The 25,377-nt window shown below is 59.1% G+C and carries 33 protein-coding genes and 1 pseudogene; 14 read left to right on the forward strand and 20 right to left on the reverse strand.

Translation table 11 applies throughout. The features are described from left to right. Nucleotides 1-157 precede the first annotated feature (157 nt). A complete protein-coding gene (locus tag CCR95_RS21430) occupies nucleotides 158-454 on the reverse strand; it encodes a hypothetical protein (protein ID WP_201098289.1) in 297 nt (98 codons plus the stop codon). Nucleotides 455-657: 203 nt separating this feature from the next. On the opposite strand from CCR95_RS21430, the gene CCR95_RS21435 reads away from it, so the two are divergent. The 9 genes from CCR95_RS21435 to CCR95_RS21475 all read left to right on the forward strand — a co-directional run bounded on the left by CCR95_RS21435 (nucleotide 658) and on the right by CCR95_RS21475 (nucleotide 7,750). After that, entirely contained in the window at nucleotides 658-981 is a 324-nt protein-coding gene (locus CCR95_RS21435) for a helix-turn-helix domain-containing protein (protein WP_201098291.1), read from the forward strand. Nucleotides 982-1,214: 233 nt separating this feature from the next. Further along, nucleotides 1,215-1,649: a DUF29 domain-containing protein gene (locus tag CCR95_RS21440; protein ID WP_201098292.1), complete on the forward strand. Its 435-nt coding sequence runs from the start codon at nucleotides 1,215-1,217 to the stop codon at nucleotides 1,647-1,649. Then, the gene (locus CCR95_RS21445) at nucleotides 1,646-2,524 is read left to right on the forward strand and encodes a glycosyltransferase family 2 protein (protein ID WP_201098294.1); all 879 of its coding nucleotides are present in this window, start codon (nucleotides 1,646-1,648) and stop codon (nucleotides 2,522-2,524) included. Before CCR95_RS21440 ends, CCR95_RS21445 begins: the two co-directional genes overlap by 4 nt. Nucleotides 2,525-2,615: 91 nt before the next feature. Beyond that, a complete protein-coding gene (locus CCR95_RS21450; protein ID WP_201098296.1) occupies nucleotides 2,616-3,722 on the forward strand; it encodes a glycosyltransferase in 1,107 nt (368 codons plus the stop codon). Then, entirely contained in the window at nucleotides 3,719-4,777 is a 1,059-nt protein-coding gene (locus CCR95_RS21455; protein WP_201098298.1) for a glycosyltransferase family 2 protein, read from the forward strand. The genes CCR95_RS21450 and CCR95_RS21455 overlap by 4 nt, the downstream gene beginning before the upstream one ends. After that, the gene (locus CCR95_RS21460) at nucleotides 4,755-5,357 is read left to right on the forward strand and encodes an NAD-dependent epimerase/dehydratase family protein (RefSeq protein ID WP_201098300.1); all 603 of its coding nucleotides are present in this window, start codon (nucleotides 4,755-4,757) and stop codon (nucleotides 5,355-5,357) included. The genes CCR95_RS21455 and CCR95_RS21460 overlap by 23 nt, the downstream gene beginning before the upstream one ends. A gap of 111 nt (nucleotides 5,358-5,468) precedes the next feature. After that, complete coding sequence (locus tag CCR95_RS21465) at nucleotides 5,469-5,915, forward strand: DUF29 domain-containing protein (protein WP_201098302.1); 447 nt, start codon at nucleotides 5,469-5,471, stop codon at nucleotides 5,913-5,915. Between the two features lie 121 nt (nucleotides 5,916-6,036). Next, nucleotides 6,037-6,504 (forward strand): type II toxin-antitoxin system TacA family antitoxin, encoded by a 468-nt coding sequence (locus tag CCR95_RS21470; RefSeq protein WP_242523409.1) that lies wholly within the window; start codon nucleotides 6,037-6,039, stop codon nucleotides 6,502-6,504. A gap of 235 nt (nucleotides 6,505-6,739) precedes the next feature. Continuing rightward, nucleotides 6,740-7,750, forward strand: coding sequence for a glycosyltransferase family 2 protein (locus CCR95_RS21475; RefSeq protein ID WP_201098304.1), 1,011 nt, complete (start codon nucleotides 6,740-6,742; stop codon nucleotides 7,748-7,750). Nucleotides 7,751-7,773: 23 nt separating this feature from the next. Here CCR95_RS21475 and CCR95_RS21480 read toward each other — a convergent pair whose 3' ends face one another. The 13 genes from CCR95_RS21480 to CCR95_RS21540 form a co-directional block, all read right to left on the reverse strand. Next, entirely contained in the window at nucleotides 7,774-9,447 is a 1,674-nt protein-coding gene (locus CCR95_RS21480) for a glycosyltransferase family protein (RefSeq protein WP_201098306.1), read from the reverse strand. After that, entirely contained in the window at nucleotides 9,444-10,031 is a 588-nt protein-coding gene (locus tag CCR95_RS21485; protein WP_201098308.1) for a glycosyltransferase family protein, read from the reverse strand. The genes CCR95_RS21480 and CCR95_RS21485 overlap by 4 nt, the downstream gene beginning before the upstream one ends. Then, the gene (locus CCR95_RS21490) at nucleotides 10,012-11,847 is read right to left on the reverse strand and encodes a class I SAM-dependent methyltransferase (RefSeq protein WP_201098310.1); all 1,836 of its coding nucleotides are present in this window, start codon (nucleotides 11,845-11,847) and stop codon (nucleotides 10,012-10,014) included. The genes CCR95_RS21485 and CCR95_RS21490 overlap by 20 nt, the downstream gene beginning before the upstream one ends. Further along, the gene (locus CCR95_RS21495; protein WP_201098312.1) at nucleotides 11,844-13,106 is read right to left on the reverse strand and encodes an ABC transporter ATP-binding protein; all 1,263 of its coding nucleotides are present in this window, start codon (nucleotides 13,104-13,106) and stop codon (nucleotides 11,844-11,846) included. The genes CCR95_RS21490 and CCR95_RS21495 overlap by 4 nt, the downstream gene beginning before the upstream one ends. Continuing rightward, nucleotides 13,096-13,875, reverse strand: a complete 780-nt coding sequence (locus tag CCR95_RS21500) for an ABC transporter permease (protein ID WP_276570297.1) — start codon at nucleotides 13,873-13,875, stop codon at nucleotides 13,096-13,098. Before CCR95_RS21500 ends, CCR95_RS21495 begins: the two co-directional genes overlap by 11 nt. Then, nucleotides 13,872-14,351, reverse strand: coding sequence for a hypothetical protein (locus tag CCR95_RS21505; RefSeq protein WP_201098315.1), 480 nt, complete (start codon nucleotides 14,349-14,351; stop codon nucleotides 13,872-13,874). Before CCR95_RS21505 ends, CCR95_RS21500 begins: the two co-directional genes overlap by 4 nt. A gap of 204 nt (nucleotides 14,352-14,555) precedes the next feature. After that, nucleotides 14,556-14,723, reverse strand: coding sequence for a hypothetical protein (locus CCR95_RS21510; RefSeq protein ID WP_201098317.1), 168 nt, complete (start codon nucleotides 14,721-14,723; stop codon nucleotides 14,556-14,558). Continuing rightward, nucleotides 14,720-14,920: a hypothetical protein gene (locus CCR95_RS21515; RefSeq protein ID WP_201098318.1), complete on the reverse strand. Its 201-nt coding sequence runs from the start codon at nucleotides 14,918-14,920 to the stop codon at nucleotides 14,720-14,722. Before CCR95_RS21515 ends, CCR95_RS21510 begins: the two co-directional genes overlap by 4 nt. After that, complete coding sequence (locus CCR95_RS21520; protein WP_201098321.1) at nucleotides 14,917-15,402, reverse strand: hypothetical protein; 486 nt, start codon at nucleotides 15,400-15,402, stop codon at nucleotides 14,917-14,919. The genes CCR95_RS21515 and CCR95_RS21520 overlap by 4 nt, the downstream gene beginning before the upstream one ends. Further along, nucleotides 15,399-15,692 carry a nucleotidyltransferase domain-containing protein gene (locus CCR95_RS21525; RefSeq protein WP_201098323.1) on the reverse strand — a complete coding sequence of 98 codons (294 nt, stop codon included), beginning with the start codon at nucleotides 15,690-15,692 and terminating at the stop codon, nucleotides 15,399-15,401. The genes CCR95_RS21520 and CCR95_RS21525 overlap by 4 nt, the downstream gene beginning before the upstream one ends. 93 nt (nucleotides 15,693-15,785) lie before the next feature. After that, entirely contained in the window at nucleotides 15,786-16,769 is a 984-nt protein-coding gene (locus CCR95_RS21530) for an Rpn family recombination-promoting nuclease/putative transposase (RefSeq protein WP_201098325.1), read from the reverse strand. Nucleotides 16,770-16,936: 167 nt separating this feature from the next. Continuing rightward, nucleotides 16,937-17,389, reverse strand: coding sequence for a DUF29 domain-containing protein (locus tag CCR95_RS21535; RefSeq protein ID WP_242523410.1), 453 nt, complete (start codon nucleotides 17,387-17,389; stop codon nucleotides 16,937-16,939). Nucleotide 17,390: 1 nt separating this feature from the next. Beyond that, nucleotides 17,391-18,323, reverse strand: a complete 933-nt coding sequence (locus CCR95_RS21540) for an ABC transporter permease (protein WP_242523411.1) — start codon at nucleotides 18,321-18,323, stop codon at nucleotides 17,391-17,393. A gap of 142 nt (nucleotides 18,324-18,465) precedes the next feature. Here CCR95_RS21540 and CCR95_RS21545 point away from each other — a divergent pair, with 142 nt between their 5' ends. Continuing rightward, nucleotides 18,466-18,912, forward strand: a complete 447-nt coding sequence (locus tag CCR95_RS21545) for a rhodanese-like domain-containing protein (RefSeq protein ID WP_242523412.1) — start codon at nucleotides 18,466-18,468, stop codon at nucleotides 18,910-18,912. Here the strand turns inward: CCR95_RS21545 and CCR95_RS26510 are convergent. Continuing rightward, nucleotides 18,852-18,989 (reverse strand): rhodanese-like domain-containing protein, encoded by a 138-nt coding sequence (locus CCR95_RS26510; protein WP_201098329.1) that lies wholly within the window; start codon nucleotides 18,987-18,989, stop codon nucleotides 18,852-18,854. The two genes, CCR95_RS21545 and CCR95_RS26510, sit on opposite strands and share 61 nt — an antisense overlap. 190 nt (nucleotides 18,990-19,179) lie before the next feature. Here CCR95_RS26510 and arsS point away from each other — a divergent pair, with 190 nt between their 5' ends. Genes arsS through CCR95_RS21565 form a run of 3 tightly spaced genes read left to right on the forward strand, consistent with a single transcriptional unit; the run spans nucleotide 19,180 to nucleotide 21,432 of the window. Further along, a complete protein-coding gene (gene arsS, locus CCR95_RS21555) occupies nucleotides 19,180-20,112 on the forward strand; it encodes an arsenosugar biosynthesis radical SAM (seleno)protein ArsS (protein ID WP_201098331.1) in 933 nt (310 codons plus the stop codon). Nucleotides 20,113-20,123: 11 nt separating this feature from the next. Then, nucleotides 20,124-20,798: a TIGR04283 family arsenosugar biosynthesis glycosyltransferase gene (locus tag CCR95_RS21560; RefSeq protein ID WP_201098333.1), complete on the forward strand. Its 675-nt coding sequence runs from the start codon at nucleotides 20,124-20,126 to the stop codon at nucleotides 20,796-20,798. Beyond that, nucleotides 20,788-21,432 (forward strand): TIGR04282 family arsenosugar biosynthesis glycosyltransferase, encoded by a 645-nt coding sequence (locus CCR95_RS21565; RefSeq protein WP_201098335.1) that lies wholly within the window; start codon nucleotides 20,788-20,790, stop codon nucleotides 21,430-21,432. The genes CCR95_RS21560 and CCR95_RS21565 overlap by 11 nt, the downstream gene beginning before the upstream one ends. Before the next feature lie 105 nt (nucleotides 21,433-21,537). Here CCR95_RS21565 and CCR95_RS24990 read toward each other — a convergent pair. From CCR95_RS24990 to CCR95_RS21585, 4 genes and pseudogenes are all read right to left on the reverse strand, one after another. After that, a pseudogene (locus CCR95_RS24990) lies at nucleotides 21,538-21,666 on the reverse strand (glycine zipper domain-containing protein); the annotation flags it as partial. Between the two features lie 157 nt (nucleotides 21,667-21,823). Then, nucleotides 21,824-22,102, reverse strand: a complete 279-nt coding sequence (locus CCR95_RS21575) for a hypothetical protein (protein ID WP_201098337.1) — start codon at nucleotides 22,100-22,102, stop codon at nucleotides 21,824-21,826. 1 nt (nucleotide 22,103) lies between these two features. Further along, on the reverse strand, nucleotides 22,104-22,484 hold the full coding sequence (locus CCR95_RS21580) for a hypothetical protein (protein ID WP_201098339.1): 381 nt from the start codon (nucleotides 22,482-22,484) through the stop codon (nucleotides 22,104-22,106). A 438-nt stretch (nucleotides 22,485-22,922) separates the two neighbouring features. Continuing rightward, nucleotides 22,923-24,413 carry a vanadium-dependent haloperoxidase gene (locus CCR95_RS21585; protein ID WP_207188716.1) on the reverse strand — a complete coding sequence of 497 codons (1,491 nt, stop codon included), beginning with the start codon at nucleotides 24,411-24,413 and terminating at the stop codon, nucleotides 22,923-22,925. Between CCR95_RS21585 and CCR95_RS21590 the strand changes: the two genes are divergently transcribed. Then, a complete protein-coding gene (locus CCR95_RS21590) occupies nucleotides 24,367-24,741 on the forward strand; it encodes a hypothetical protein (protein WP_201098343.1) in 375 nt (124 codons plus the stop codon). The genes CCR95_RS21585 and CCR95_RS21590 overlap by 47 nt on opposite strands. 8 nt (nucleotides 24,742-24,749) lie before the next feature. Here the strand turns inward: CCR95_RS21590 and CCR95_RS21595 are convergent. Continuing rightward, the coding region (locus tag CCR95_RS21595; RefSeq protein ID WP_201098345.1) for a transposase at nucleotides 24,750-25,377 on the reverse strand (628 nt) is incomplete at its 5' end.

Here is a 25,377-nt window from a genome sequence, read left to right on the forward strand (position 1 = left end):
GCGCGAATTCCATCAGGGCACGAGGGTCGGCGACGACACCTCACCGATGCCGGATAGATGGCTGCAACGTCTCCTTCTGTCAAAAACAGCGATTTCCCTCTTGCATCGCGGGGCGGACCATATATGGGTAGAGTGACCACGGCACTACGCTGAGCCATTAGCGCAAACGCTCATTGGTCACGAAACCCATCGACCACCGCGCCAACGCCTGACCAAAACGCCCTCGCGAAACCGGGGGCGTTTTGCGTTGGGTGCGGATCTGGACGGTTGGCGCGTGGGTTCGGTGGGTTTCGCTTCGCTCGACCCACCCGACCCGAATATCCTCGTTGTCGTTGTCGTTGTCGTTGTCGTTGTCGTTGTCGTTGTCGATCACGATCACGATCACGATCACGATCACGATCACGATCACGATCACGATCACGACAACGAATGGGAAGCCGGGTAGATACCGCATCGCGTACCTGACACCTCTCAAACGGCACGGATGCCGATTGAAAACTTCCATCGCCATCGAGACACTGAGACGAGTCCCCGCATGGTGGCGCTACGGCTCTATCACTTGGTGATAGACTTGTCAGATGATCAGGATCTTCATCACACTCAACGCGAATCAGCTCGACGCACAAGTCGCAACTCGGGCATTGGAGGAGATTTGCCATGACAACCCAGACCAAGAACGCCAGCCGCCTCCTTGAAGCGGTGCATGAGACTGCCCAGGATCTGCACCAAGCGGGCTTCATCGACTGGCGCCGCATGCAACACTATGACGCGCTGTGTCTGGAGCACATTCCTCCGTATACCAGCGAGCGGATCCGCGCGCTGCGGGAACGGTACCAGTTGAGCCAAACCGTTTTGGCTTCGGTGTTGAACACGATCCCCTCGACCGTGCGTCAATGGGAACTCGGGGCAAAACGTCCCAGTGGACCCTCTTTAAAGTTGTTGAACCTGCTTGATCGCAAGGGGTTGGACGTCTTGTTGTGACACCATGCGTTGGTTCTCCTAAACCGGGGAACAGGGACTCTGGAATCCAAGCCATGACGGCAGAGCTGGTGTATCGAACGAATTTTCTTGCCGATGTTGAGGGCTGGCCGATGCTCGATTTGTCGAGGTCTGTACGATCCTGAATCAAATCGTGCAAATCGCGTAACGAGGGTGGGTTCACACGCCTGGATGCTTCCGGCATCATCGCCATCAAGCCGCGAAGGAGCAACCCCATGCATACCTACGAAAACGATCTCGTCGCCTGGGCACAAGAACAGGCGAGCCTATTGCGCGCTCGACGGTTTGACCTGCTGGACATCACGCACCTTGCCGAGGAGATCGATGACGTGGGCAAAAGCGAACAGCGTGAACTGGCAAACCGGATGGCGGTCCTGTTGGTCCATCTTCTCAAGTGGCAGTATCAGGCAGCGCGGCGCGGTACGAGTTGGGAGAGTACGATTCGCGAACAGCGACGGGCGCTGGCCCGTCGTCTCCAGAAAACGCCGAGCCTGCGGACCTGCCTCGAAGACTCCGATTGGTGGGAAGATGCCTGGCTGGACGCGAGAACGGAAGCGACTCGGGAAACTGGCATCGGTTTCGATGTTTTTCCGCCCGTCTGTCCCTGGACCGCTTCCAACATCCTCGACGATCGCTGGACACCATCATGACACTCTCCATCATCCTCCCCGCCAAAAACGAGTCCGCCGGTCTGGGCGCCCTGCTGTCGCGCATCCGTCAAACCGTGCCGGATGCCGAACTGCTGCTCGTCGACGACGGCTCGACCGACGCGACCCCGGACATCGCCCGCGAGCATGGCGCCCGCGTTATCTCGCATCCCTACAGCCTGGGCAATGGCGCCGCCGTGAAGGCCGGCGCGCGGGCGGCGACCGGGGAGGTGCTGGTGTTCATGGATGCCGATGGACAACATGATCCCACCGACATCCCACGTCTGCTGGCCAGGCTGGATTCTGGTTATGACATGGTCGTGGGGGCGCGCAGTGACGCTTCACAGGCCAACTGGGGACGCGGGCTAGCCAACCGCATCTATAACCTGTTGGCTAGCTATATGACCGGCCAGCGGATCGCTGATCTCACCTCGGGACTTCGGGCGGTCCGAGCGGATCAGTTCCGTCCGTTCCTCTATCTGCTGCCCAACGGCTTTTCCTATCCCACCACCATCACCATGTCCTTTTTCCGCGCCGGCTATACGGTCGCCTATGAACCAATCCACGCCGGTCGCCGGATCGGTAAGAGCCATGTCAGCCCGCTTAAAGATAGCCTGCGCTTTTTGCTGATCATCTTCAAGGTCGGCACCCTATATTCTCCGCTCAAACTCTTTGTCCCCATCGCGACCGCCCATGGTTTCGCTGGGCTTGGTTACTACGCCTTCACTTATGCCACCCAAGGTCGCCTGTCACTGGCTACTCTTTTCTTGCTTTCGTCGGCAGTGACAATTTTCTTGATCGGTTTGGTTTCTGAGCAAATCACTCAGTTGATGTACAAGGACAGCGTACCGGCGACTCAGCGCGCTGACTATCTCTAATGCGTCCGTTCAAATCGAGATCACGTCATAATTCGAATCAATCAGTATCTTAAGTGCGAATCTTCAACGACCCGATCATCAAATTATCTAAATGAACGCTGGCCAAAAAAAAAGAACGAAGGTCTGCTATGTCCTTTCATATCGAGATCCTAACTATATAAGAACCCAATCTATTCTGAATGCCCTGCAAGAGAGCGAGATTTTTGATGTTGATGTCGTCATTAATCATCATTGCGGCTTTCTGAGATATTTCGATACGATTTGGAAGCTATTGATAATCAAGCGACAACGAGCCCCGGATGTTTTTATCATCGGTTTTCGAGGGCACGAAATATATTGGCCCGTCAGATGGATCGCAGGAGAGAGAAAGATAATCTTTGACGCTCTCATGTCACCTTACGCGGCGCTTTATGAGGAAAAGAAGTTTGGTCTATTAGGAGTGATGATGTCGAGAATCTGGCGTGGGCTGGAAGCCTCTATCCTTGAAGATGCAGACGTTATTCTAACCGATACCTATCTCCATGAGCGCTACTATCAAAAAGAATTCGCTATTCAACCTGATAAATTATTCTCTATCCCGGTTGGGGCAACCGCTATTGTGTCATCGCGTCCCTTTCCACCACGGTCAGGCGCCAGCAATTTCAGCGTGCTTTTTTATGGATCCTTCTTGCCGCTGCATGGCGTTCAAATCATCATTGATGCCGCATCGAGCTTGACTGATCTGCCAATCCGATTTGATTTTATCGGCGGATCCTCATCACAAGCTAGACGTCTACATGAAAGATGTTCTACTCGCGGAATAAAAAATTATACTTATCGGGATTGGTTGCCCTATGAGCGACTGCTGACAGAAGTGATTCCAAACGCATCGGTCTGTCTTGGCGGTCCATTTGGGAATACGCGGCAGGCGCGGCGGGTTATTACCGGAAAGACGTCTCAATGCTTGGCGCTTGGCAAGGTAACAATCATTGGGCGCATTGCTCTTGCAAACGGTTTTCTTGATTATCAAAACTGCCTCCTGGTTAACCAGGGTAATCCAGAAGCTTTAGCGGATAAAATTCGGTGGTGTTATGACAATCAGAATCGTTTGGCAGATATTGGAGAAGCTGGAAAAGCGATTTATGAAAAAGAGCTTTCAATCCCCTTTATCAGGGATCGCCTGAAAATGATCATCAAGAATATCGAAATAAGCGCATGAGCCAAGTATCCGAGATCAGGACTCATCCCGGCCTTGAAAGGCCAATTAACCCACTAATCAGCGTCTGCATTGCAAACTACAACGGATCTAAATACATCGAGCAGTGCATCCAATCGGTAATAACGCAGGATGTCTCCTGCAATATTGAAATTATCGTCCATGACGATGCATCTACAGACGACTCCATCGCCCTAATTGCCCTGCGTTTTCCTAATGTGAAAATTGTCGCAAGCAAGACAAACGTGGGATTCTGTATCAGTAACAATCGAATGGTGTTACGTTCCCACGGCGAATATATCCTGCTTCTCAATAATGATGCGGTTTTACGCCCTCACAGCTTGCAGAAATTATTTAAACACGCTGAAACGGTGGAACAGCCTCGGATTCTGAGTCTCCCGCAATATTCAATCACGGATGGCAATTTGGTCGATAGAGGCTATGATTTCGACCTCTTCATGAATCCTGTTCCTTTATTTATGCAAGGAATACAGGATGTCTCGACCGTTACCGGGGCATGCCTTTGGATACCTCGTATTATATGGGATGATGTTGGTGGGTTCCCGGAATGGTTTGAGTCGGTCGCTGAAGATATTTTTATCTGTCAAGCTGCGAGACTGCTTGGATACTCTGTAACCATGCTCGATTCTCCAGGATTCGATCATTGGATCGGACGGAATCTTGGTGGCGGCAAGCTAATGAATGGGCGATTAGCATCTACCGCTAGGCGGCGAGCGCTTAGCGAGCGCAATAAAACCTTCGTAATTATGATGTGCTATCCGGCATTGTTAGTGGCGGTCATGCTTCCCTTACACTTTGGGTTTTTAGCGGCAGAGGCGGCGGCGCTCTTGGTATCGGGAGTCTCTTTGAGAAATATTAAGCTTATTTATTTCTCACTTCCAACAAGCTTGCTGCGAAATATCCGCGATGTAATAGCAGTAAGACAGCGTATACAGTCTAAACGTCGAGCTAAGTTTTCGTCATACCTTCGTCGATTTCGCTGGATACCTTGGAAACTTCGAATGCTGTTTGTTTATGGCATACCAAAATTACATTGATGTGCAGTACGGCAACCCGGCCGTCTTACCGGTCCCAGAAGATCAGCCATTGTGGCCGCTCTCGAATCATGGCGTCGGTAAGGTGGCGGTTGAAGGGTTTTTACGGGTGTACGGAAGACAGCATGGCGAACGGATGACGATTCTACGACCATCGAATCTCTATGGACCAGAGCAACCGTTACGAGAGGGCTTTGGAGTCATTCGCACGATGCTGGAGTATGCGCGGCGGGGAACAGCCATGGAGTTTTGGGGTGATGGTGAAGCGGTCCGCGATTTTCTCTTTATTGACGATTGGGTGGACGCGTGCAGGCGGTTAATGGAACCGGATGCGCCGGTAGGAATCTACAATGTTGGCGTCGGAGAAGGGTGTTCGCTCAATCGCTTACGCACTGTCGTCGAGCGTGTGACGGGGCGGGAGTTACGGGTTCAGTGGCAACCAGCGCGCTCGGTGGATGTTCGCGGGGTCGTGCTGGATGCAACACGCTTGCGCAGTGCAACCGGTTGGACTCCACAAGTTAGCCTGGAGGACGGAATCCGGCGCATGTGGAATTGGATTGAAGCTGTCCCGCAGAATGGCTGATGCAATGTGCATGCGACATGTCGTCTCGGTCTGCATCGCCAATGACAACGGCGCGACCGTCTGACAAGCCGTCTCGATGGAATGGTTCTCGGCAACGATTTGGAGACAATCATGCGTGATCGAACGCGCTATGACGCGGATATTGTCAACTGGTCTCGCGAGCAAGCGCAATTCTTGCGTGCGGGTCATTTCAATCAGTTAGACCTAGAGCATCTGGCGGACGAGATTGAAGACGTGGGGAAGAGCGAACAACGGGAACTGGCCAATCGCATGGCGGTTTTACTGGCGCACCTGCTCAAATGGGCCTATCAGCCAGAGCGACGCGGCGCCTCCTGGGACATCACCATCCGCAACCAGCGCAAGGGCATTCTTCGGCGCCTGACCAAGACACCGAGTCTCAAGGCCGATTTGCGGGACGCGGACTGGTGGGACGGCATCTGGGAAGACGCGACCGTGCAGGCCGCGCAGGAAACCGGTCTCTCCAGCTTTCCGGACCATTGCCCCTGGACGGTGGAGCAGGTGCTGGACAGCGATTGGCGACCACCGATTCCTCAGTAAGCGATGATCGATCCCAAAGCCGTTCCGGGTGCCTGCCAGCAATTCTCAGTTTTAACGTCACTGTTTTGCGGTGCGATAAACTGGACATTGCGTATCTGGCCGAGGTTGAACGGTGAGGCCGATGGCTTCGATATGTACGCCGAATCGGCGTACAGTCATTCGTGTAAAACATCGAGTAGAGGACTTGGAGATGCGGCCGGTTGAAGATCAGGCGAATCCGATGGACGAGCGTCACGACGCCCGCATGCATTTTCGCACCAAACCAAGCATCAAGGAGATGATCCACAGGGCCGCCGTCCTGTCGGGCATCGATGATTCGGTCTTTGCCATGAACGCCGCCTACAGGGCGGCTCTGGAGACCATCGCGACCCACGAGCGGACGGTTCTGCGCCCGGAGGATCATGCCGCTTTCTTCGCCGCACTTGACCAACCGCCCGAGCCAACGGCCGAGCTACGCTCAGCCCTGAAGCGGAGTCGCGAGCGGACCCTGGCGAAGTCATGTCGAGTCAACAAAATCGGCCCTACTGCATCGAACCCTTCGACCCCGCGCGGCATGATCGGGACAGTTTCAGTTGCGGCATTACCGTGATCGACAATTACTTTCGCAAGACACATTATAGCGACGGGGGGACTGCTACATCGGCTTGTTGGGATACGCTCTCGCCTTCAGCGCGCGACCGGTTGGGTGCCCTGCATCAGTCTGGATGGCGGACTTCGACCTACCTGGAATTGGGTTTACGAGCAGCACGCTGAACAGTACTCAGGGAGCCCAGCCTCTCAATCGATTGCGAATCAACACCGATCTGGAGGCGGTTGATCGTGCCATGCGTCCAGTAGTGTCCGTCTGTATCGCCAATTACAACGGCATCGACCTGATCGATGCGTGCATAGCTTCCGTGCGTTCGCAAGGCTGCGGCTTTTCTGTCGAGATCATCATTCATGATGATGCATCGACCGACGGATCAGGCGAACACATCCGTAACCGATACACCGACATCGATTTGATCCAGAGTCCTGAAAACGTCGGTTTCTGTGTCGCGAACAACCGGATGGCGGACGTCGCGAAAGGCGCTTACCTGCTGCTGCTGAACAACGATGCCACGCTGTTCGCGGATGCCCTCGCGACACTGCATACCGAGGCGGTCAGGCTTGGACGCCCGGCTATCCTGGGGTTACCGCAGTACGACGCCGAGACGGGCGCCTTGCTGGACATCGGCAGCCGTCTCGATCCCTTTCTCAATCCGGTACCCAACCTGGATCCAGGACGCAACGACGTCTGCCTGGTGATGGGCGCCTGTCTGTGGATCGACAAACGGCTGTGGGACGAACTCGGCGGCTTCCCGGAGTGGTTCGGCTCGATCGACGAGGATCTCCACCTGTGCTGCCGGGCGAGGCTCGCCGGTCATCCGGCGCGGGTACTCGCGCTGTCAGGCTATCGCCATCGGGTTGGGCAGAGCTTCGGCGGCGGCAAAGTGGCAGCCGGCCGGCTGCGCACGACCTTCCGGCGGCGCGCGTTGTCGGAACGCAACAAGACTTTCGTTATGGTGACAACCTACCCTGCGCCATTCATGCAACTCCTATTGCCGTTGCACCTGGCGCTGCTGCTGATCGAGGGGACGCTGCTGTCGCTGCTGCGGCTCGATCCCGCCTACCTGACGAGAATCTACCTGCCGGTGTTCGCTTCGTTGTGGCACCGCCGGCGCGAGCTGCGTGCCGAGCGGCGGCGGGCGATGGTAAACCGGCGGGTCGCGAAGGCGCAGTTTTTCGCCGCATTCGATCTGCTGCCCTATAAGCTGCGGATGTTGATGCGGCACGGACTGCCTAGGGTCGCATGACCCGCGTGCGCTGCTCGCATTACTCAGAGCAGGGACGACCTCTCTGATAAATCCTGTTCGCTTGAGCTGATCATCGCCGAATAACCCGTGTTCTTAAAACCCCACAACGTGGAATGAACTTCTTCGCGGTGTCCGACCAGGAAAGGCAAGGCAACAACGACAAGCAAATCTTGACGTGTTCCAAGGTAACGATCGATCGTGTTCGCCTCGGCATCCTGATTCTTGGGATCCCATTCTGTCAACATGGTCAGCGCCCGCTTGTTGTAGATATTGAAGACAGTACTAGTCATCCGGTCGACGGTGACAAACTTCATGCCCTTGTAACTCGCTACCGATTTGATTCTGGTGTCCGGATGAAGTGCTGCAATGACGCCGCTGAACAAGTCCCACTGGTCATTTAATCTTCCCAGAAATTCGCGCACGATCGCGATCTTTTCCTCGTAGTCCGCTGGCAACACGACGTCGTCTTCCATCACTAGAAGCTGGGATATGTTGTTTCTCAGCGCGTGCCTTGCGATGGCCTGGTAGCTCAGACCACACCCGACCCACCCTGGTGAACGCCTCATGCCATCGAACACCTGACAACCGGGCAGGATTGACTGGTTGAATTGGTTTCGTCGCCGGATGGTCTCTGGCAGGGAAATGGCAACGGCTGCGGCGTTGGTCGGCAGCAGCGGTTCCATTTTCTGGGCATGCTCGATAGGCAGAAAACCCTGCGCGATCAGGAAACGGTCGAACATGAAGGCAAACCGACGCTCCCCGAGCGCTACAGCCGAGGCTAATCTCTCTCCAGATACCGGCTGAGCCAGTGCAGCCTTGACCGCTTCAACCATCGCGGGGACCGAACCTTGCTCGAAGAAGTTCACTGCCCCGCCGAGTTCCGGATAGTCCTCTTGATCCTGCGAGGATTCAGAAACAACCGGCACACCCAGGGATAGGCACTCCTGGATACGCGGCATTTCCAGCAAAGCACCCTCATAGTAGTGGAGATTAATCACGACCCGCGCTCGCCGTATGGTCGTTTGCATCTCCTCGCCGAACAACTCGTTGATGATCCGCACGTCAAAATGTTGCTGTAATGCATGAAGCATACTCTGGCGGCGCGCAGAACTCATGCTATCCCCGTAGAACAAGACGTCATGATCTTTGCCGCCAGCCCATGTTGCGTCAGCATAGGCCATCGAGGCGCCAATGGGCAGGTAGTGCACCTTGGGGAAGGAGATGTCTCTTCCCTCCAGGTAGGCCACATTCGTCAGCGAATACTCCAGCACCGCAAAAGAACTGCGCAGGATCCGCAAATAGCGTTTGCTAAACCAGCGCGAACTCACGGACTGTTCCATCTGGAATGCAATGCGCTTGTTATTTGGCGGCAGCCTGGAAAACATCTGCGGGCATATCACAATGTACCAGTCGTGCTTGAACCTCACCGGAGCCGAAGTCAATATCGCGACATCCCAGCTATGCGCCTGCAAGCGTTCACGAATCAGATCAGCGATGAACGTGGTGTGCGGCGTAGCCATGATGCCGAATGTCCATTGTTCCGGCGGTTTCTTTGAAAGTGAAACAGCGTCCCTGAAGGAATAATCCTTGCCTTGAGCACGGATCCTTTCAATCCAGCCAGAGATATCACCACTTCGCAGGTGGTGAGCTGCATGGCGGCATAAGTTCCGAATCTTGCGCGAGACAACTTTCATCATGTTGGGTGCGACACCAAGGCGCGAGGCGTAATGGCAAAGACAAAGAGACGCAGTAGGCCGGTCAGTCGGCCAGGAACGATAGCCTTGGCGATGAGCTGCGCCTTGACAAGAAGAAACAGGTAGTAGTTAGGCAGAGTTTTCAACCCTTCATAACCTTTCCTGAAACCGCCGATCTCAACGGCTAGCGTGCGGCGATAAACACCCAGATGGCTGATCAAGTTCTGTCCAAGGAAAAGATCGGGATCCCAGTCAGGCTTGAAGTAATGGCTGAAACGATTTCCGTGCGTATCGATCTTGTCCTCGTCGCTGTAAAGCAGATCGAGCGCCCGGTTGGCATTGAGCGCTACGGCGACGTTATGGCGACGGATGGCGGACTTATCGTCTGCGCTTAGCGTGTCGTGGCGCCTGATCAATCCGCTGTAACTGATACCAAGGATATCGTGGTAAATGCGGCGGAGCCCCGCCAACCCCTCCCGGCGCACCAACCTGTAACCATTTACAGCCAATTCGGCAGGATTGCGGCCGGTCGAGTAGTCCAGCAGTCCGGAAAGAAACCGACCCAGCTTAGCGATCATGGCGGTCATTACTACTCAGAGATTCAAGCCAGGTACGGAAGTGTCGCGGCAGGTTCGCCAGGAGTCTTACCGGCTTGGTGATCTGCCAGGAGACGGTCGACTTGATCCGGCTAATTTCACTCTCCATACCGGCGATTCTGCGTTGAGAATTCTCGTGCATCAGTGCCGCTAAGTGGCTAGTCGCCGGCTGTTGCAAGCAGGATCCTAGCCATTTTTCTTCGGTGGCGCGGCCATACACAAGCGATAGCAGCGCGCTCTCCTGTTCCACGGCGTCCTGGAAAGCGGTTCGGTCTAATACAATGCCGCGCGAGACCGCGATTCTTTGAATCAGCTCTTGCAGACTCAGGATACCAAGAGCTGTCGATGTGGGTGACATAGCCAACGCGTTGACGAGACCCCTAATGATCAACCAGGCGCGTGGTACTGCGCCTTGCAGTGACCATTCATCATCAATGCGGTGGAGTGATCCAGCCGGGCTACGAATGAAATTCTGCGGAATGGCGTCGAGCCATTCGCTAGGCAGAGTTGCCGTACCGTCCTCGGCAACGCTGCTATTGGTCAGTAGCAAATCGAGCCAGTCGGCTGCCCACGCGATGACGGAATCAATGTCTTCGCTGCGGCCCAGGCTATATTGCAATTCCAAGAGGTAAGGGCGGCCCGCGACGTAGGCTTGAACGCTGTCAGTAGAATGGATCAGCCGGCCTTGTGGCAAGGTGGCTTCTGGTACCCGCAAGTCGGGATGCAAGCGCCGCTTTTCGACGAAGATGGATGCGCCTCTGTACCGAAAGAGGGTCTCTGTCGCAAACGCTGGAATTCTTTCCGGTGTGTAGACGCAAGCCAAAAAATCCGCGTCGAGGTTAAGGAATGCCTCTTCGGAGCGCGCTGCGAGAACAAGGAAAGAATTGGCTAATTGTGGCAGCAGTTCGTTCTCGACGATGGGCCGCCATGCAAGGTTTTCGTGGAAATTTGGATGAAATTCGCCGGAAGCGTTTCGTGCTGCTAACCCGCCCAGCAGTGCGGCGGCATCGAAGCCGGGGGCGGAGAAAGCATCTTCCGAGAAAATAACCCTAGGTAGCTTATAGTCCGGAAATGGGTAATAGAAGCGCCGGCTCGAAAAACCGGCCATATCGTGTTTTTTCTCTAGTTCAACACGGCCGAAAGTAGCAGGCTCGTTGTCGCGATACAGGTCGTGGACACCATAGTAGGGAAGTCCGAGATGGTCCTCTGCGCAGCCGTTGAAATATTTGAGCCCGAGCTGGTTTTCAATCGCGAGAATAAGAATTCCATGGGGCACTAGGAATAAGCTTGCCTGCTCCAGGCACGCTACTATCGGGTCTTCGCTCGGAATGTAGCAAGGAGCGTATTCGAGTACGCCTATTAGCGTGACGAAATCGAAATGTTGATCGGATTCAAACTTCATCAAGTTATCACAGACGATTCTGGCATTCGGCAAATCACGACAACGTTCCGCAGCGATCTGCGCCCGACGCACGCTGCCCTCGACTGCGGTCACGTTTGCGCCGCTCTCGGCCAGAAAACGGGTCATGGCACCGCAGCCACAACCAAGCTCCAAGATGTTGTGCTCTGGGCCTATGCGCAGGAAGCGCAGGAGGTTATGTCTGGTGGGACTGAGATGGTACTCGCTTGGCCAGTCGTGGACATAGCGACGCAATTCGGTGGATACACATCGGATGTCATTGCATCCCCGCAACGCTTTCAGCAAATGTTCCTCGACGACCTCGCCGTCGGAGTATTTGAAGCCGTGTGTGGCCGCCGGGCGCAGCCAGATTCGCCGTCGCTGATCGAACACGTAGGAGGGCGTCATGACATGGTGACCAGTTCGCAACGCGCGCGCATATCGGTGACGAATTCCGCAGAGGCAGGATGTGCCACGCGCATCCGTATTGCGTCGTAGCGGCGATCAAGCACCATGATGCCATTCTCGGAAGTCTGCTCGACGATGCCGAATGAAAGCAAGTACTCGCCTGCGTCGAGATAGGGATAAATGAAAAAGCGGGCCTGAATATACTCGCCGGCCTGGGCCTCGCCAGCGGCGGCATGTGCCAACTGCCTAGAATTGGCCGAAAACATGGGGGTGCCGTGAAGGTTCTTGATCGTTAGTCCATAGATAGGTCGAGATACTGCGCGCCGGAATCGCGTTGTAAAAGAAATTTCGAGGTGTTCCCCCGAGAGGATACTCGAGGGATTGAGCGTGCCTTTCTGGAGCAGACGCACATTCTCTATGATGGCGTCACCATTACCCCAGCGCCGTTCCCTCGCGTCGAAGCAAGGATGAACTACGCAGCCCAGGTTATCGTCGGCATCAACATTCCGGGAGGCTGAATTTAATCCCCACGAGGACAAATAGGCTTGCAGCATCAACATCGCTTCACCTTGCCCTGCCATATGCCCTCGTTCAAGCCAAAGAGCGCGATTGCAGTGGTGTGCGATTTGTTCGGGGGTGTGACTTACGAAGAGGACAGTTCCGCCGGAGTTTTGAATTTCGTTCATGCGTGCGAAACATTTGCTCTGGAAGTGTGCATCCCCTACCGAAAGCGCTTCATCCACGATGAGCACGTTGGGGATGCGATGGGTGGCGGAAGCAAACGCCAGTCGCACGAACATCCCGCTCGAATACGTCCGCACCGGCTGATCAATGAACTCCCCGATGTCGGCAAATGCCGCAATGTCGTCGAAGCGCTCGTCCATTCGTGCCTTGTTGAAGCCCATCAGCGCACCCTGGAAATAGACGTTCTCGCGCCCTGTGAACTCCGGGTTGAAACCGGCCCCCAGTTCCAGCAGGGCTGACACTCGACCATTGACCTGGACTGTGCCGGAGGTTGGCTTCAGGATGCCGCAGATGACTTGCAGCAGCGTGCTCTTGCCGGAGCCGTTGCGGCCGATGATGCCTACAGTCTCCCCCTTCCTGATATCGAAGGAAACGTCCTTCAGCGCCGTGAATTCCTTGTAGTACTTACGCAAACCCAGGGTCGCGGCCTGCTTGATTCGGTCACCAGGGTGGGCGAACAGGCGGTAGGTCTTGGTCAGGTTGCGGACCGAGATGGCGATGTCGTCAGAGGACATCGGCGAACTCGTCGCGGCTGTGTTGGAAGAAGGTATGGCCGAGGAGTGCGGCAAGGGCGCCGCCCGCAAGCGCGATCAGCCAGGCCGTCCAGGAAATCGGCTGCGCGAGAATCGCCGCTCGGGCGGCCTCGATCACGGCACCAAGTGGATTGTAGTCGTAGAGGGGACGCAGCATCGGCGGCACGGCGGATGCGGGGTATAACACTGGCGACAGGAAAAACGTCATCTGCACGAGAAGCGGCACGATCTGATTCATGTCCTTGATGAACACCCCCCAGGCGGCGAGGAACCAGGACAGGCCAACGGCGAGCAGCAGGACCGGCAAGAGCAGGACTGGAAACAGCAGGATGCCGACGGTGAGATGCCCAGTCCAGGCCAACGCGAGGACGAGGATCAGGAGATTGAACGCCGTGTGAACGAGCCCGGCGCCCAGCGGCACCAAGGGGAGGATCTCCACCGGGAAGATGATCTTCTTGACGTAGCTGGGGAACGCCCGCACCGCTGTGGGCGATCGGGAGACGGCCTCGCTGAATAGATTAAACACGATGAGGCCGGAGTAAAGCATCAACCAGAATGGCAGCCCGTCGGGTTGCTGCGGCCATCGGGCTTGGAAGATCTGTCCGAACACAAAGGCGAAGATGCCCAGCATGAGCAGCGGACTCAGGAAGATCCAAAACACACCGAACATGGCCCCGCGGTAGCGCAGCAACACGTCCCGCATGACGAGTTGGCCGAGTAGGTAACGATGCTTAAGCAAAGGAAAAATCATTGCCGCCCAAGTGTTCGTTTCTGTGTGACATGCCCAACTGCGCCTTGTGCATGGTGGATGACGAGATCGGTTTTCTGATCGCCCAGCGTCAACTGCAGTTCGACAAGGGCATGCAGACGCACTTCGACGATCTGGTCGGGCGAATCGATGTCTCGCTCGATATCCCGACCCTTAGCATCATCATCCGTTCGCGATTCGAACAGGCGGATTTGGCTGTTTGGCCCAAAGTGTTGCTCCAGATTCTTCCGGATGCTTGATAGTTGGCGAGCAAAGTGAGCCGCCTGTGGCCCAGAGGTGAAGGCCCGAGCATTTGAAGCTCGCGGATCACATTCAGGCCACAGTTCACCAGCGCCGTCGTGACGCCGGCGAGAAGCTCGTTGCCTAAGTCTTGCAAGCCGTACCAGAGCGATTTCTTGAGGCTTTGCCAGCATTTCTTGGATAACGCCGTCGAATCGTACCAGAACTTCATCACTCATATGCACGTATCTAATACGTCCCAGCAATGCTCGGTTTAAAATCGTGGTGGGTTTCTTCTTCCAGAAAAGGCACTCTATCGGCCACGAAGTGGTGATTGCAATCCGCGAACCAGCCAGTTTCTGGATACTGCATGGGGATCTGCTCACTCGACTTGGCCAAACTGAGAATTGCCGAATCCGTCCTGATGCCACCGCCAAGCCGATTCAAAGCAGCGCCCAGGCCAAGCCGATGACGGCCTGCTTATAGCGCGCCGCGCTGTCGCGCCAGGCGAGGACGTAGAAAAGCTCGCGGTAGCGCCAGAGGTCGCGCCAGTAGTGACGCTCGGCGCGACCGGCTTCGATGATCAGGGTGTCGGGTTGGTGGACGGTCACGCGCGGCATCCGGGTAAGAATTGGAGCTGGCCTGGAATCTTGACGCGAATCCCTGTCGCTAGATGCACATCTCCGTTCAGCAGGCGGCCGATGCGTCCGTTGCCAAGGCTTTGCATGCCATACCACAGCGATTTCCTGTGACTCCGGCAGAATTTCTTGGAGACGCCTTCAACGCGAACCAGCACTTCATCGTTCATGGGGAAATGCCAGGGAAACGCTGTTGAACGTGTTGCTCGAACCCCATCAGAATTTCCAGAAGCCGCTGGGCAGCGGTCAGGGCGAGTTGCAGCCGATCAAACCGTTCTTCCGCTGTATCCGGATAATCGTGCGCAAATTCGTTACGCACCCGGCGCAGATCTGCCCATTCCTCCGCGGAAGGCAGCCAACCCAGTTGCTCCAGCCTGTTCAAGCGGTCGATCATGGACAGGCTGGCAATCTCCTCTTGTAAGGCTCGCAGCACGGCCGGCATGAGTCTGGCACCCATATCGTCCTGTAGGCGCGTGTATCGATAAGCGAATTGGTCAAGCAGGCGTCGATCCGCCTTGCTGAGACTCTCCAACTCCGCTGCCTTGAGATCACGCAGACGCAGATCTTCCAAGGCTTCTCCCAGGGTTTGACGATGTGTCAGGCCAATCGCCAGCGCGTGCTGGAGGGCGAGTATTTCCGGAGTCTGATTCATAAGGCAACTCCTGTTACGTGAGCGACTTGAACGATCGGGCGGCTGTCATTGGGAAGTTCCATGACGACATCGATTTTGCGCTCCCCTAAATTACGTTCCAGCAAGCTCAGAAACCGCAATTTGCGAACGAAAGGTTGGTCGATCCGAGTTGGCCGAATCAAAAGATCGATATCGCCGCCCCGTTTGTTGTCATCGACACGCGACCCAAATAGCGTCACGCGCGTGTCGGGCCCGAAGGCGTCCTCGGCGGCGTTGCGGATGCTTGCGATCTGCTGGCGGCTCAGTCTCATGGCTCAGTCGCACTCGGGCATCTTGGCGAACCTGGCGTGCGAATGATCATTCATCTTTAAGAATGCCTCGAAAGCGGTTTCGACGAAGGGATCTCAGTGCAGAACATCGTCCAGGGTCCTGGCATCCAGGATGCGTTCGGACCAGATCATCAGGGTGTCGGCATCGGCGGCGGCGATGCGTGCGCGCAGCGGTTCGTCCGGCGGGCCGAATCGGCGTTCGAGCAAGCGCAGCAGGACGGCGGCCGAGCCGAGTTGTTTGCCGCGTTGTTCGCCGCGTTGTTCACCGCGTTGTTCGCCCTGTTCAATGTAACGTTCGATAAAGGTTTGCATCAGCGGTTCTCCACGTCCCGTTTCCTGTAGCAGCGCCCGCACGGTCGGTTCATCCAACTGGCGGGTACCCTGTACATAGTAGCGTAGCAGCGATTCCAGCAACTCCAGCGCGGTCGACTGGTCCAGCACCTGGGCGATCAGCCTCAGCAGTTCGCGCAGCCGTTGGCCGGGCTGGGGGTCGAAAATGTGGCGCAGCGCCAGTTGTGCCAGACGGGTCAGGACAGTGCCGCGGATCTCGGTGTCGCTGTGCGGCGAGATGTCGTGCAGCGCATAGCGAAACTGCGGGACATAGGGCGCCAGCGCCGGGGGCAGCGGTGCGACCAGGTCGTGAAAGGTGGTTGGCACCCGCCAGCGCCTCCGTCCATGGTAGAGCACCAGCGGATAGACTGGCGGCAGGCGTTTGGCTTGGGGATGCTGTTTGCGGTACGCCTCGCCGCTGGCCTGGATGTAGTGCAGCAGTTGCAGCAGAACCCAGGTGTCCGGGCGGCTTTTGTGCTCGAACAGCAGGTAGATACTCAGCGGCGGCTCGTCCGCGTCGCCCCGGTATCCCACCTGATACACCAGATCCGCATAGAACTGACGCAGATCCTCGGAGACGTAGGTGTCTTTCGAAATGGCCAGGGTGTCCAGATCGATCACCGCCAGCAGGTCGTCTGGCAGGATGTGGTGCAGAAAATCCCCGGCAATCGCGACTTGTCCGAAGGTTTCGCGGAAGAAGCAGTCGTGGGGTGTCGGTGTGGACTCCATCGCTAGGGCGTCGCATCAGGCCAGACCAGCGCTGGTCTCTCGCTTTGACGAAGATGGCTGCCAAGGAAATCAGCGCCGCCGGTGACGAGGATGCGCTTGCGGAGGTTGTCATTTATCGAATGCACGAGATTTTCTGCTCCTGAGTGCCGTCTTACGGAGTCCGCGAGTTAGGTTGCACCTGGAAACCAATCGTCCTCCAGCAAGCTGTCCAGCGCATAAGGCGACTGCCCTGGAAAATGATCGAGTGGCAACCCTGTCTCCTTGCTCGCCAGCTTCGCGCCATCCGCATAAGCGGCAGCGACGGCCTCGGGTAAGAAGGGTCTCAGGCTGGGACAGTCTTGCAGCAAGTCGCGGATTCGTAGCCGTTGCTCCAGTATGGAGCCGCGCCAGGAACTGGAGCGATGCGGGGGCTGATACTGCCATTTGAGCAGATGACCGAGCAGGATTTTCAAGCGGCTGATCAGTTCCTGACGGTCACGTCGTCCCATGCTCTCCAGTTCCTCGATCAAGTACTCGACATCGATGTCCTGGAAACGACGCTGCTTGAGCAGTTCGGCGGTCTGCTGGGTCCAGGCATAAATATCACGTTCGTACAGACTGATCGTGTTCATCGCTGTCATTTTAAGCACTCATGCGCTCGATGAGAATGGGCATGGCCAGACGATAGACCACCCAGACCATGAGGAGCAAGACGAGGGCGAGCAGATTCACCACCACGAAGGCGCCGAGAAACGCGGGCGGAAATCCCGTGAGCCAGTCGCGGGCAGTGAGGATCAGCGGCGAGAGCGGGTTGATGGCGAAGAGTGTCGCCGCCCAGCCGTCCTTGGGCATGGGAAAGACGACCGGGGTGAGGTACATGAGGAACTGCATCAGCAGCGGCAGCCCTTTGCCGATGTCGGTGTAGAGGAGGCCGACCGGCGTGAGCAGCAGTCCGACGGCGGTGCCGACGAGGATCAGCGACAGCAGGCCGATCGGAAACAGTAAGAGGTTCCAGCCGAGATCGACCCCCATGAAGGGCAGTACGACGAGCAACAAGGCGATCTTGATGCCGGCGTTGAACAGCGTCTGGTAGATGCCGGAGACGATCAGCGCCTCGCGCGGGAAATTGAGCTTGGCGAGCATGGCCTTGGCGGCGCTGGTTTGTTGCAACGGGGCGTTGAGGGCATCCATGAAGATGGCCCAGAGCATGGTGCCGGTGAAGACGTAGACCGGATAGGGCAGCGCGGTTTTGCCGACCGAGACGATGCCGGAGCCGCTGAGAAAGACCCAGACCAGGGTGTTGGCCAGCGGCAGGATGAAGGCCCAGAGGATACCGAGAAAGGCTTGTCGATATTGGGCGCTGATGTCGCGAACGGCCAACCGCCAGGCGAGTTCGCGGCTGGCGAGCAGATCGCGAAACATGTCCCGGAGCAGCTTCGCCGGGCTGGCGAGTGAGGACTCGGGGGTGTAGACGGTGATCGGCATTGGGCTTGTCTGGTCGGTCTGATGAGCAGTCGACAGCGGCAATTCAATCACGCCATCGTGCGGATGAGCTTCAAATTCGATCGCTTGCATGGGAAAGACACCGAGCCCTGGGTCAGCGAGGATGTTGGGGGCTACCATACCTCAACCGAGCCTGCGATTATTTGATATGGCTTCCATCCCAGCAGTTCTAAATTTGCCCGCGCTTCGCGCCCGTGCGACGTGCGGGCGGTGGTTGCGCAGACTCAACAAGGGCTATCACGAGGTGCGCGTGCTGCCTGTCGGCGTCGCGGAATGGCAGCAGACGGGACATCCCGTTGCCACGGGACCGACCGAACAGAGGATCACCTATCGGCCGGAGCCGAAACCAGGGACCGTCGGCATCGATCAACTCGCGGAGATGGCGAAGGCATCGCGTGACGATGTCGTGTTGGTGGATCTGCGCAACCCGGAAGAGATCACTGAGCCCTTGATCGAGCATGCGTTGAACATCCCGCTGGACCAGCTCGAAGCGCGCCTGGCGGAGATCCCGGCCGATCGCATACCGATCTTCTACTGCCCGACAGGCGCGCGGGCCGAGATGGCATACAACCTCGGCATGAAGGCAGGGCGGGAATGTCACTATGTTGACGCGGGTGTCACCATTGATCGGACCGGCAACGTCCGGTTGGCGTCGCGGTAGCCCGAGTAACCGCCGCTGCCGGCCATATTGAGCGCCCCGGCAACATGACCCTGGGCGTACTCCTCGGCGGGGCGCACGTCGGATCACCGTCGCCAGCCCGTCGCGCACCCGCTCCAGCAGCACTATCGCCGGGACCGGCTCCAAGGCGTCGCGTTCCTTGAGATAGCTCGCGAGCAGTGCCTCGACCGCGCGGCTGCGCGTCTCCGCGAGCACGCGCAGGGCGGCGACCGCGTCCAGCACGCGGTCATCGGCCAGTCCATAGCGGACATGCTTACCGTCGCGGCGCGCCAGCGCCAGCGCCAGACCGGCGGCCTTGAGTTGCTGCAGGTGCTTGGAGGTGTTGCCGCCGGGCCGAATCGCCCGGAAGTCATGGACCGACCCACGCTGGAACGGGTCATGACCACGCTGGAGCGCCTGCCGTTCGAGACCCTGGATCTGACCGGTGGCGCCCCGGAACTCAACCCCGGTTTCCGCGACCTGGTGCGCCACGCCCGCGCGCTGGGGTTGCGGGTGCTGGACCGCTGCAACCTCACGGTACTGGCCGAGCCGGGACAGGAGGATCTGGCCGACTTCCTCGCCGCGCAGGGCTGCGCGCTGATCGCCTCGCTCCCCTGCTATCGGGCGGACAACTTCGACGCCCAGCGCGGCCGGGGCGTTTTCGATGCCAGCCTGACTGGATTGCGGCGGCTGAACGCGCTCGGTTATGGCGCGCCGGGCGGCGGGCTCCTGCTCGATCTGATCTACAACCCCCAGGGTTCCGAGCTGCCGCCATCGCAGACGGCCCTGGAGGCGGACTACCGGCGGGTGCTGCTCGCCGAGCACGGCATTCGGTTCAACCGGCTGCTGACCCTCGCCAATCTCCCGATCGGGCGTTTCGGCAGCGCGCTGCTGTCGACGGGCGACTTCCACGGCTATCTGGATCGGCTGCGCGCCGCGCACCGAATGGAGAATCTGGCGGCCGTCATGTGCCGGGAGCTAATCAGCGTCGACTGGCAGGGCTGGCTGTACGACTGCGACTTCAATCAGCAGCTCGGTCTGCCGCTGGCGGCTCACGCCGGCCGCGCCCATCTGCGCGACCTGCCGGGGCTGATCCTCGAGGGCGCACCCATTGCGGTCGCCGATCACTGCTACGTCTGCACCGCCGGGCAGGGGTCGAGTTGCGGCGGCGCCCTCATCGGCAACCGGAGCGGCGCGGCCTGAGGCCCCGGCGCATGCGACTCTCCATCGTCATCCCGACCCTGAACGAGGCGGACCATATCGGCGCCCTGCTAACCGACCTGGCCCCGCTGCGCGCGACTGGGCATGAGGTGATCCTGGTCGACGGCGGCAGTACGGACGCGACCTGGTCGCTGGCCGCGTCCGGGGTCGACCGGGTGCTGGAGTCCCCACATGGGCGTGCCGTCCAGATGAATGCCGGCGCCCGCGTTGCCAGCGGCGAGTTCCTCTGGTTCCTGCACGCCGACACCCGCGTCCCGCCCGGCGCGCCGGAGCTGCTGCTCGCCACCTGCAAGGCTGGCGCCCGCTGGGGACGCTTCGACGTGCGGCTCTCTGTGCGTCACCCGCTGCTGCGGCTGGTGGAGCGGGCCATGAACCTGCGCTCGCGGCTCACCGGCATCGCCACCGGGGATCAAGGAATCTTCGTCACCCGCGACACCTTCGCCCAGATCGGCGGCTTCCCGGACCTCCCGCTGATGGAAGACATCGCCCTCTCGAAGCGCCTGCGCCGGATCGCCAGACCGGCCTGTCTCCGTCCGCCGCTGCTGACGTCCAGCCGACGCTGGGAGTCGCGCGGGGTGGTGTGCACCATCCTGCTCATGTGGCAGCTGCGTCTGGCTTATGCCCTGGGCGCCGACCTGGCCCGACTGGCACGGCGCTATGACAACTGAGGCCCAGCCCGGCGGCACCCTAATCCTCTTCGCCCACAAGCCCGTCGCGGGCCAGGTCAAGACCCGCCTCATCCCTGCCTTGGGAGCGGACGGCGCCGCTCGGCTTTATCGCCGACTGCTCGGCATCGCGTTCCGGGGGGGCGCCGCAACGCCCTGCGCCCGCCGCCAGCTCTGGTGCGCCGGGGCGCCGGCCGATGGCGGCGAATGCGCGCGCCTGGCCGAGGCCCATGGCTTCACCTGGCACCGCCAGCCGGAGGGTGATCTCGGGGTACGGATGACGGCAGCGTTCGACGAGGCGCTTGCCACGGCCGACCGGGCCGTGCTGATCGGCAGCGACTGCCCGGACTATGACGCGAACTATCTGAGCGCCGCCTTCGCCGCCCTAGACGACCGCGACGCCGTGCTCGGTCCGGCGGCGGATGGCGGCTATGTGCTGATCGGGCTGCGCCGTCCGGCACCCGCGCTGTTCACTGGCATCCATTGGAGTAGCCCCGAAGTCCTGGCCGAGACGCGCGCCGCACTCGCACGAATCGGCCTCGACTGGACCGAACTACAAACCCTGCGCGATCTGGATCGTCCCGAAGATCTCGCCGAGGTCGCTGACCTCCTCGACACCGACAACCCACTGGACTGACCCCATGCTCAATCCGTTCGAGAAAACCCGGCTCCCTCAGATCTCAATGTCCCGCTTTGAGCAGTCGTTTCCGTCCGCTGCCCGGCTCGCTCGCCGCCGACGCCTTCAGTAGTCACCCCGGTTCTTGCGGTTCTGATCGTAGAGATAGCCGCCGAGCGCGCCGACGCCGGCGCCGATCAGTGCACCCTTGCCGGCGTTCGCGCTGAACGAGCCGATCAGCGCGCCGGTCGACGCTGGGTCTCCGACATGCCGGCACAGCCGGCAAGCAGCACGGCGGTCGCCATGAGGATGGGTAAGGTCAGTTTGCGCATGGTCCGATTCCTCGGGACTGGTTGGGCTCGATGCAGAAGGATGGCGGATCCGGTTCGGTCGATCCGCGCGCCGAGAGCAATCAACCTAAATTCGGCATTTGGAACCGCAAAGGCGCAAAGGACGCAAAGAAGAACAAGGGGCGCGCGACGATGTCCTGGAACTCGGGATGCGTCTCGACAGTGGCCCGCGTAAAGCTTGCTTCGTGAAAGATCTCTTCGAGAAACGCGATATCGTACTGGTCCAATGTGCCTCCCGCGTCCACCTTCTCCTTGATGGACAACGCACGGGGCAGGCGTTGGGTGCGCAGGCGGTCGAGGGTGGTTACGATGAGTCCTAGCTCGTTTTCCGAATAGGTCATCTCAGTTCCCATCCTGGGCAGCCCGAGAGATCGCCGTCGCGATGCCGACCACCGCCGCTCCGATGGCGACGCCCTTGAGCAGGTCGCGGCCCCGGTCATCGCGATCGTCATCGTCATGCCGAAACTCGCGACGCGCCTCGCGCTTTTCGCGCTGAACCTCGCGGTAGCCTTCGCGGATCTCGCGGCGGGCGCACTCCCGTGACTCGCAGCGTCTGAGCTCACGACGCGCCTCACGCTTTTCCTGGCGCACTTCACGGGCACCCTCGCGGATCTCCTGACGCACCTCCCAACGGCTCGCCTGCGCGATGGGTTGAACGAGCGCGGCCAACAGGACGAAACCCAAGGTCAGCGCGACGAGCGTCGATGTCGGGCGAAACATCATTGCGCCCCCCGTCCCGCCCGAAAGGCGGCCACGCGCGACTCATAACGGTTGAGTACGTCCGGACACTCGGCGGTCTCCAGAGCGACAGAGGTTCCGTAACCGAAGGCGGCGCCGAAGAGAAAGGCGCGGTCGGTTCCGAGGAGCCGCGAGATGCCGGCGTGAAGGTCGAGCGCTTCGCGCTCCAGCGTAGACTGGCCACAATGTCCATTCCATGAGCAGAAAGTCGGCTATGTTGCTACTCTGACTGTTGTCGGCCAGAAGCGGGCATTGGACAAGTGCGGCGTGAACGAGCACAAACGACGCGCAACGTGCGCTTCGGGCGCCACAAGCCCGTCGCGAGTGCCGGGTTTATCGAGGCTTGCGCGAATTTCGAGCGGATGCCAGGCTTTCTGCGTGCGCCGTGACTCCCGAAGGTTCCGGGAGTCACGACTCTTCACCTCACTCGGGCGTGTCTTGGAGACGCGCTTTCATCCAGTTGAAGACCTCGGTACCGATTTGCTCGCCGATGTCCTGGCCGGCAGGGATCGAGTCGAAGAAGTGCACTCCGGCCCACAGCCGGCTGATGCCGCACTCCTCGGAGAAGTCATCCCACGTATTCCAGCCGAGGGTCGTCTCCGCTGCCGGCGTCACGTCGGGCTCGATCCTCGATTTGCCGGCGGGCACGGTTAGCGGCGCACCCGCAATGGGGATGGCCGGGGTCCAGTAGGACAGGTCGTTGGCGGCGTCTGGGTCCAGTCCGGCGATCTGCTCTAAGTAAAGTTTGGTCGCCGTAGCGTGCGCCCGGCAGAAGCTCGCACTGCCCGACGGATACTCCGGGTGGTTGGCGGTTTGCAGGTATGGCCGCCACTCCTTACCCGTGATATCGCTCACGGTACCCTCACCCGGACCACCCCAAGCGGTAATCGCGGTATCCGGGTAGAGGTAAGCGATCGCCGAGAAGGGTCGCACGGCGTCGTATCGACGCTTGTTTTTCCAGACCGTGATCCCAGTGTCGAACGCGGCGGCGTTCACAAGAAAGTCCAGCTGAACGAACTGCCGGAGATCGAGGCCGAGTGCCAGGGCCGTCGCTAGCGTAGAGAAGCCAAGGCTGTGGATCTTGTCATCGAAAAATTCGGCGAGCAATTTTTGGCGGTCGGTGAGTGCCGCTTGCACGGCAAGCACTTCGTCCGCTTGTGCCCTGTACGCCGGTAGCGGCACGCCGTTCGGCCGCACCGCGTAGCTCTTCGTCGGAAACGGGGCGATTAAGGTTGGCTTGCTATAACTGTAGGGCTGGGTCTCCGCCCACTGCGGCGTAACGAACTGCTGGGTAGAGAAAATGCCGCTGCCGGTAGTCCGCGTGTCCGGCTGCCAGCGTCGCGGATTGAGCAGGCGCTCACCCTTGTTGACCGGCTCGTAACCGGTGGTGTCGGCATAAGGGCGCAGGTTGTACAAGCTGCCGCTCGCGTCGCCAAGCTGGTTCATGCCGTCGTGCTCGCGGGCCGCAACCACTGCGGCACCCGCCCGGTTGCCGACCCCCGCCGGGGAGTTGTCCACCACGTTGTTGTCCGGGCTGAGACCGAAGCCATCCAGTATCCCATCCCAGTCGTCCGCGAATTGCGGCATAAGGCTGAGCAGCACCTCATGGCTCGCGTACAGCAGCGCGATATTGCGCTCGCTGTCTCCGCCGGTCAGGACTCCGAGGCTGGAGTACACGCCCGTCCAACCACTGTAAGGCGCGATTGCGTCGAACCATGCGTTGGTGATCAGCGTCGTCGTGCGAAGCACGAGCGAGGCGTCGCCGGGTGCCACGGTGGACAAAAGGTTCGGAACCACGACTTCGATCACAGCAGCGGGAGCGCAGATCGGTGGCGCGCCTTCCGGGCAGACGACGGCATTGGCCGGGATGAGCGCCGAAGAGTTGGCGAAGCTCGCGCAGAACCCGGTCGGCAACCTGATCAGCGTGCCGTTCCAGAACAACACTAATCTCAATTTTGGGCCGGAAAAGGGGACGCAGAACATCCTCAATATCCAGCCGGTGATTCCGATTTCGATCAATCGCGACTGGAACATCATCACGCGCACCATCGTGCCGATCATCTGGATGCCGTCGCTGGGACCGGACTTGGAGAGCACCGACGGGATTGGCGACACCGTCTTCACGGCCTTCCTCTCGCCCGCCAAGCCCGGCCACTGGATCTGGGGCGCGGGGCCGGTCGTGCAAATGCCGACCAACACCAGCAAGGAACTGGGCAACGGGAATTGGGGGCTCGGCCCATAAGCGCCAACTTAACCGAACCGTTGACTCACTTGTGAGTTCATCATCTGCATGACCCTGGCCGGAACGGTTTGCAAGCGGCGGCGGCGCGGACGTTCCTTGAGCACGTCGAGGCAGGCGTCCCAGTGTTCGTCTCGCCAGCGTTGCACCTCGAGAATCCAGCGATCGACCTCTTGGCGAACGATGATCAGCAGCCGCCACGGGGTCAGCCGACGGGGCCGGTCCAGCGGGTCGATGCCGCCTGCGGCATGGCGCTGGGCGCGTCGCTCGATGACCAGTGCATAGAGCAATTTTCCCCGGATCCAGACCTCGCCTAAGCGACTGTTTCGCTGGGTGCGCAGGATGTCGAGATCAAGCAGCGACTGGAGCCGTTTGAACGCCAGCTCCACTTGCCAGCGGCAGCGGTACAGCGCCAACACCGTGGGGCCATCCAACGTCTCAGGGGGCACGGTGGTGAACACCATGACCCAGCCGGCCAGAAATAAGGTGGCGTCACTCGGGGTTCGCCCTTGGCGTTGAGCCGTTTTTCGGCACCGCCGACGGGCGGCTTCCGCCGCCTCGGGCGGGAGACGCACCGCGTGCAGCCAACCCGGTCCGCTCACCTCCGGCGCGCGCAACCACACCGGCAGACTCAGCGTG

Source organism: Thiocystis minor (genome assembly GCF_016653465.1).
Lineage (GTDB): Bacteria > Pseudomonadota > Gammaproteobacteria > Chromatiales > Chromatiaceae > Chromatium > Chromatium minus.

What these genes read in the sequence shown, in the direction of transcription:
- CCR95_RS21490 (WP_201098310.1), bottom strand. Translation starts at nt 11,847, where the DNA reads ATGACGCCCTCCTACGTGTTCGATCAGCGACGGCGAATCTGGCTGCGC.
- CCR95_RS21485 (WP_201098308.1), bottom strand. Translation starts at nt 10,031, where the DNA reads ATGACCGCCATGATCGCTAAGCTGGGTCGGTTTCTTTCCGGACTGCTG.
- CCR95_RS21540 (WP_242523411.1), bottom strand. Translation starts at nt 18,323, where the DNA reads ATGCAAGCGATCGAATTTGAAGCTCATCCGCACGATGGCGTGATTGAA.
- CCR95_RS21445 (WP_201098294.1), top strand. Translation starts at nt 1,646, where the DNA reads ATGACACTCTCCATCATCCTCCCCGCCAAAAACGAGTCCGCCGGTCTG.
- CCR95_RS21475 (WP_201098304.1), top strand. Translation starts at nt 6,740, where the DNA reads ATGCGTCCAGTAGTGTCCGTCTGTATCGCCAATTACAACGGCATCGAC.
- CCR95_RS21530 (WP_201098325.1), bottom strand. Translation starts at nt 16,769, where the DNA reads ATGGAGTCCACACCGACACCCCACGACTGCTTCTTCCGCGAAACCTTC.
- CCR95_RS21450 (WP_201098296.1), top strand. Translation starts at nt 2,616, where the DNA reads ATGAACGCTGGCCAAAAAAAAAGAACGAAGGTCTGCTATGTCCTTTCA.
- CCR95_RS21430 (WP_201098289.1), bottom strand. Translation starts at nt 454, where the DNA reads ATGCGGTATCTACCCGGCTTCCCATTCGTTGTCGTGATCGTGATCGTG.
- CCR95_RS21465 (WP_201098302.1), top strand. Translation starts at nt 5,469, where the DNA reads ATGCGTGATCGAACGCGCTATGACGCGGATATTGTCAACTGGTCTCGC.
- CCR95_RS21535 (WP_242523410.1), bottom strand. Translation starts at nt 17,389, where the DNA reads ATGACAGCGATGAACACGATCAGTCTGTACGAACGTGATATTTATGCC.
- CCR95_RS21565 (WP_201098335.1), top strand. Translation starts at nt 20,788, where the DNA reads ATGACAACTGAGGCCCAGCCCGGCGGCACCCTAATCCTCTTCGCCCAC.
- CCR95_RS21505 (WP_201098315.1), bottom strand. Translation starts at nt 14,351, where the DNA reads ATGAGTGATGAAGTTCTGGTACGATTCGACGGCGTTATCCAAGAAATG.
- CCR95_RS21590 (WP_201098343.1), top strand. Translation starts at nt 24,367, where the DNA reads ATGAGCGCCGAAGAGTTGGCGAAGCTCGCGCAGAACCCGGTCGGCAAC.
- CCR95_RS21560 (WP_201098333.1), top strand. Translation starts at nt 20,124, where the DNA reads ATGCGACTCTCCATCGTCATCCCGACCCTGAACGAGGCGGACCATATC.
- CCR95_RS21525 (WP_201098323.1), bottom strand. Translation starts at nt 15,692, where the DNA reads ATGAGACTGAGCCGCCAGCAGATCGCAAGCATCCGCAACGCCGCCGAG.
- CCR95_RS21470 (WP_242523409.1), top strand. Translation starts at nt 6,037, where the DNA reads ATGGCTTCGATATGTACGCCGAATCGGCGTACAGTCATTCGTGTAAAA.
- CCR95_RS21460 (WP_201098300.1), top strand. Translation starts at nt 4,755, where the DNA reads ATGGCATACCAAAATTACATTGATGTGCAGTACGGCAACCCGGCCGTC.
- CCR95_RS21500 (WP_276570297.1), bottom strand. Translation starts at nt 13,875, where the DNA reads ATGATTTTTCCTTTGCTTAAGCATCGTTACCTACTCGGCCAACTCGTC.
- CCR95_RS21480 (WP_201098306.1), bottom strand. Translation starts at nt 9,447, where the DNA reads ATGATGAAAGTTGTCTCGCGCAAGATTCGGAACTTATGCCGCCATGCA.
- CCR95_RS21435 (WP_201098291.1), top strand. Translation starts at nt 658, where the DNA reads ATGACAACCCAGACCAAGAACGCCAGCCGCCTCCTTGAAGCGGTGCAT.
- arsS (WP_201098331.1), top strand. Translation starts at nt 19,180, where the DNA reads ATGCTTACCGTCGCGGCGCGCCAGCGCCAGCGCCAGACCGGCGGCCTT.
- CCR95_RS21455 (WP_201098298.1), top strand. Translation starts at nt 3,719, where the DNA reads ATGAGCCAAGTATCCGAGATCAGGACTCATCCCGGCCTTGAAAGGCCA.
- CCR95_RS21520 (WP_201098321.1), bottom strand. Translation starts at nt 15,402, where the DNA reads ATGAATCAGACTCCGGAAATACTCGCCCTCCAGCACGCGCTGGCGATT.
- CCR95_RS21440 (WP_201098292.1), top strand. Translation starts at nt 1,215, where the DNA reads ATGCATACCTACGAAAACGATCTCGTCGCCTGGGCACAAGAACAGGCG.
- CCR95_RS21495 (WP_201098312.1), bottom strand. Translation starts at nt 13,106, where the DNA reads ATGTCCTCTGACGACATCGCCATCTCGGTCCGCAACCTGACCAAGACC.
- CCR95_RS21575 (WP_201098337.1), bottom strand. Translation starts at nt 22,102, where the DNA reads ATGACCTATTCGGAAAACGAGCTAGGACTCATCGTAACCACCCTCGAC.
- CCR95_RS21580 (WP_201098339.1), bottom strand. Translation starts at nt 22,484, where the DNA reads ATGATGTTTCGCCCGACATCGACGCTCGTCGCGCTGACCTTGGGTTTC.
- CCR95_RS21515 (WP_201098318.1), bottom strand. Translation starts at nt 14,920, where the DNA reads ATGAACGATGAAGTGCTGGTTCGCGTTGAAGGCGTCTCCAAGAAATTC.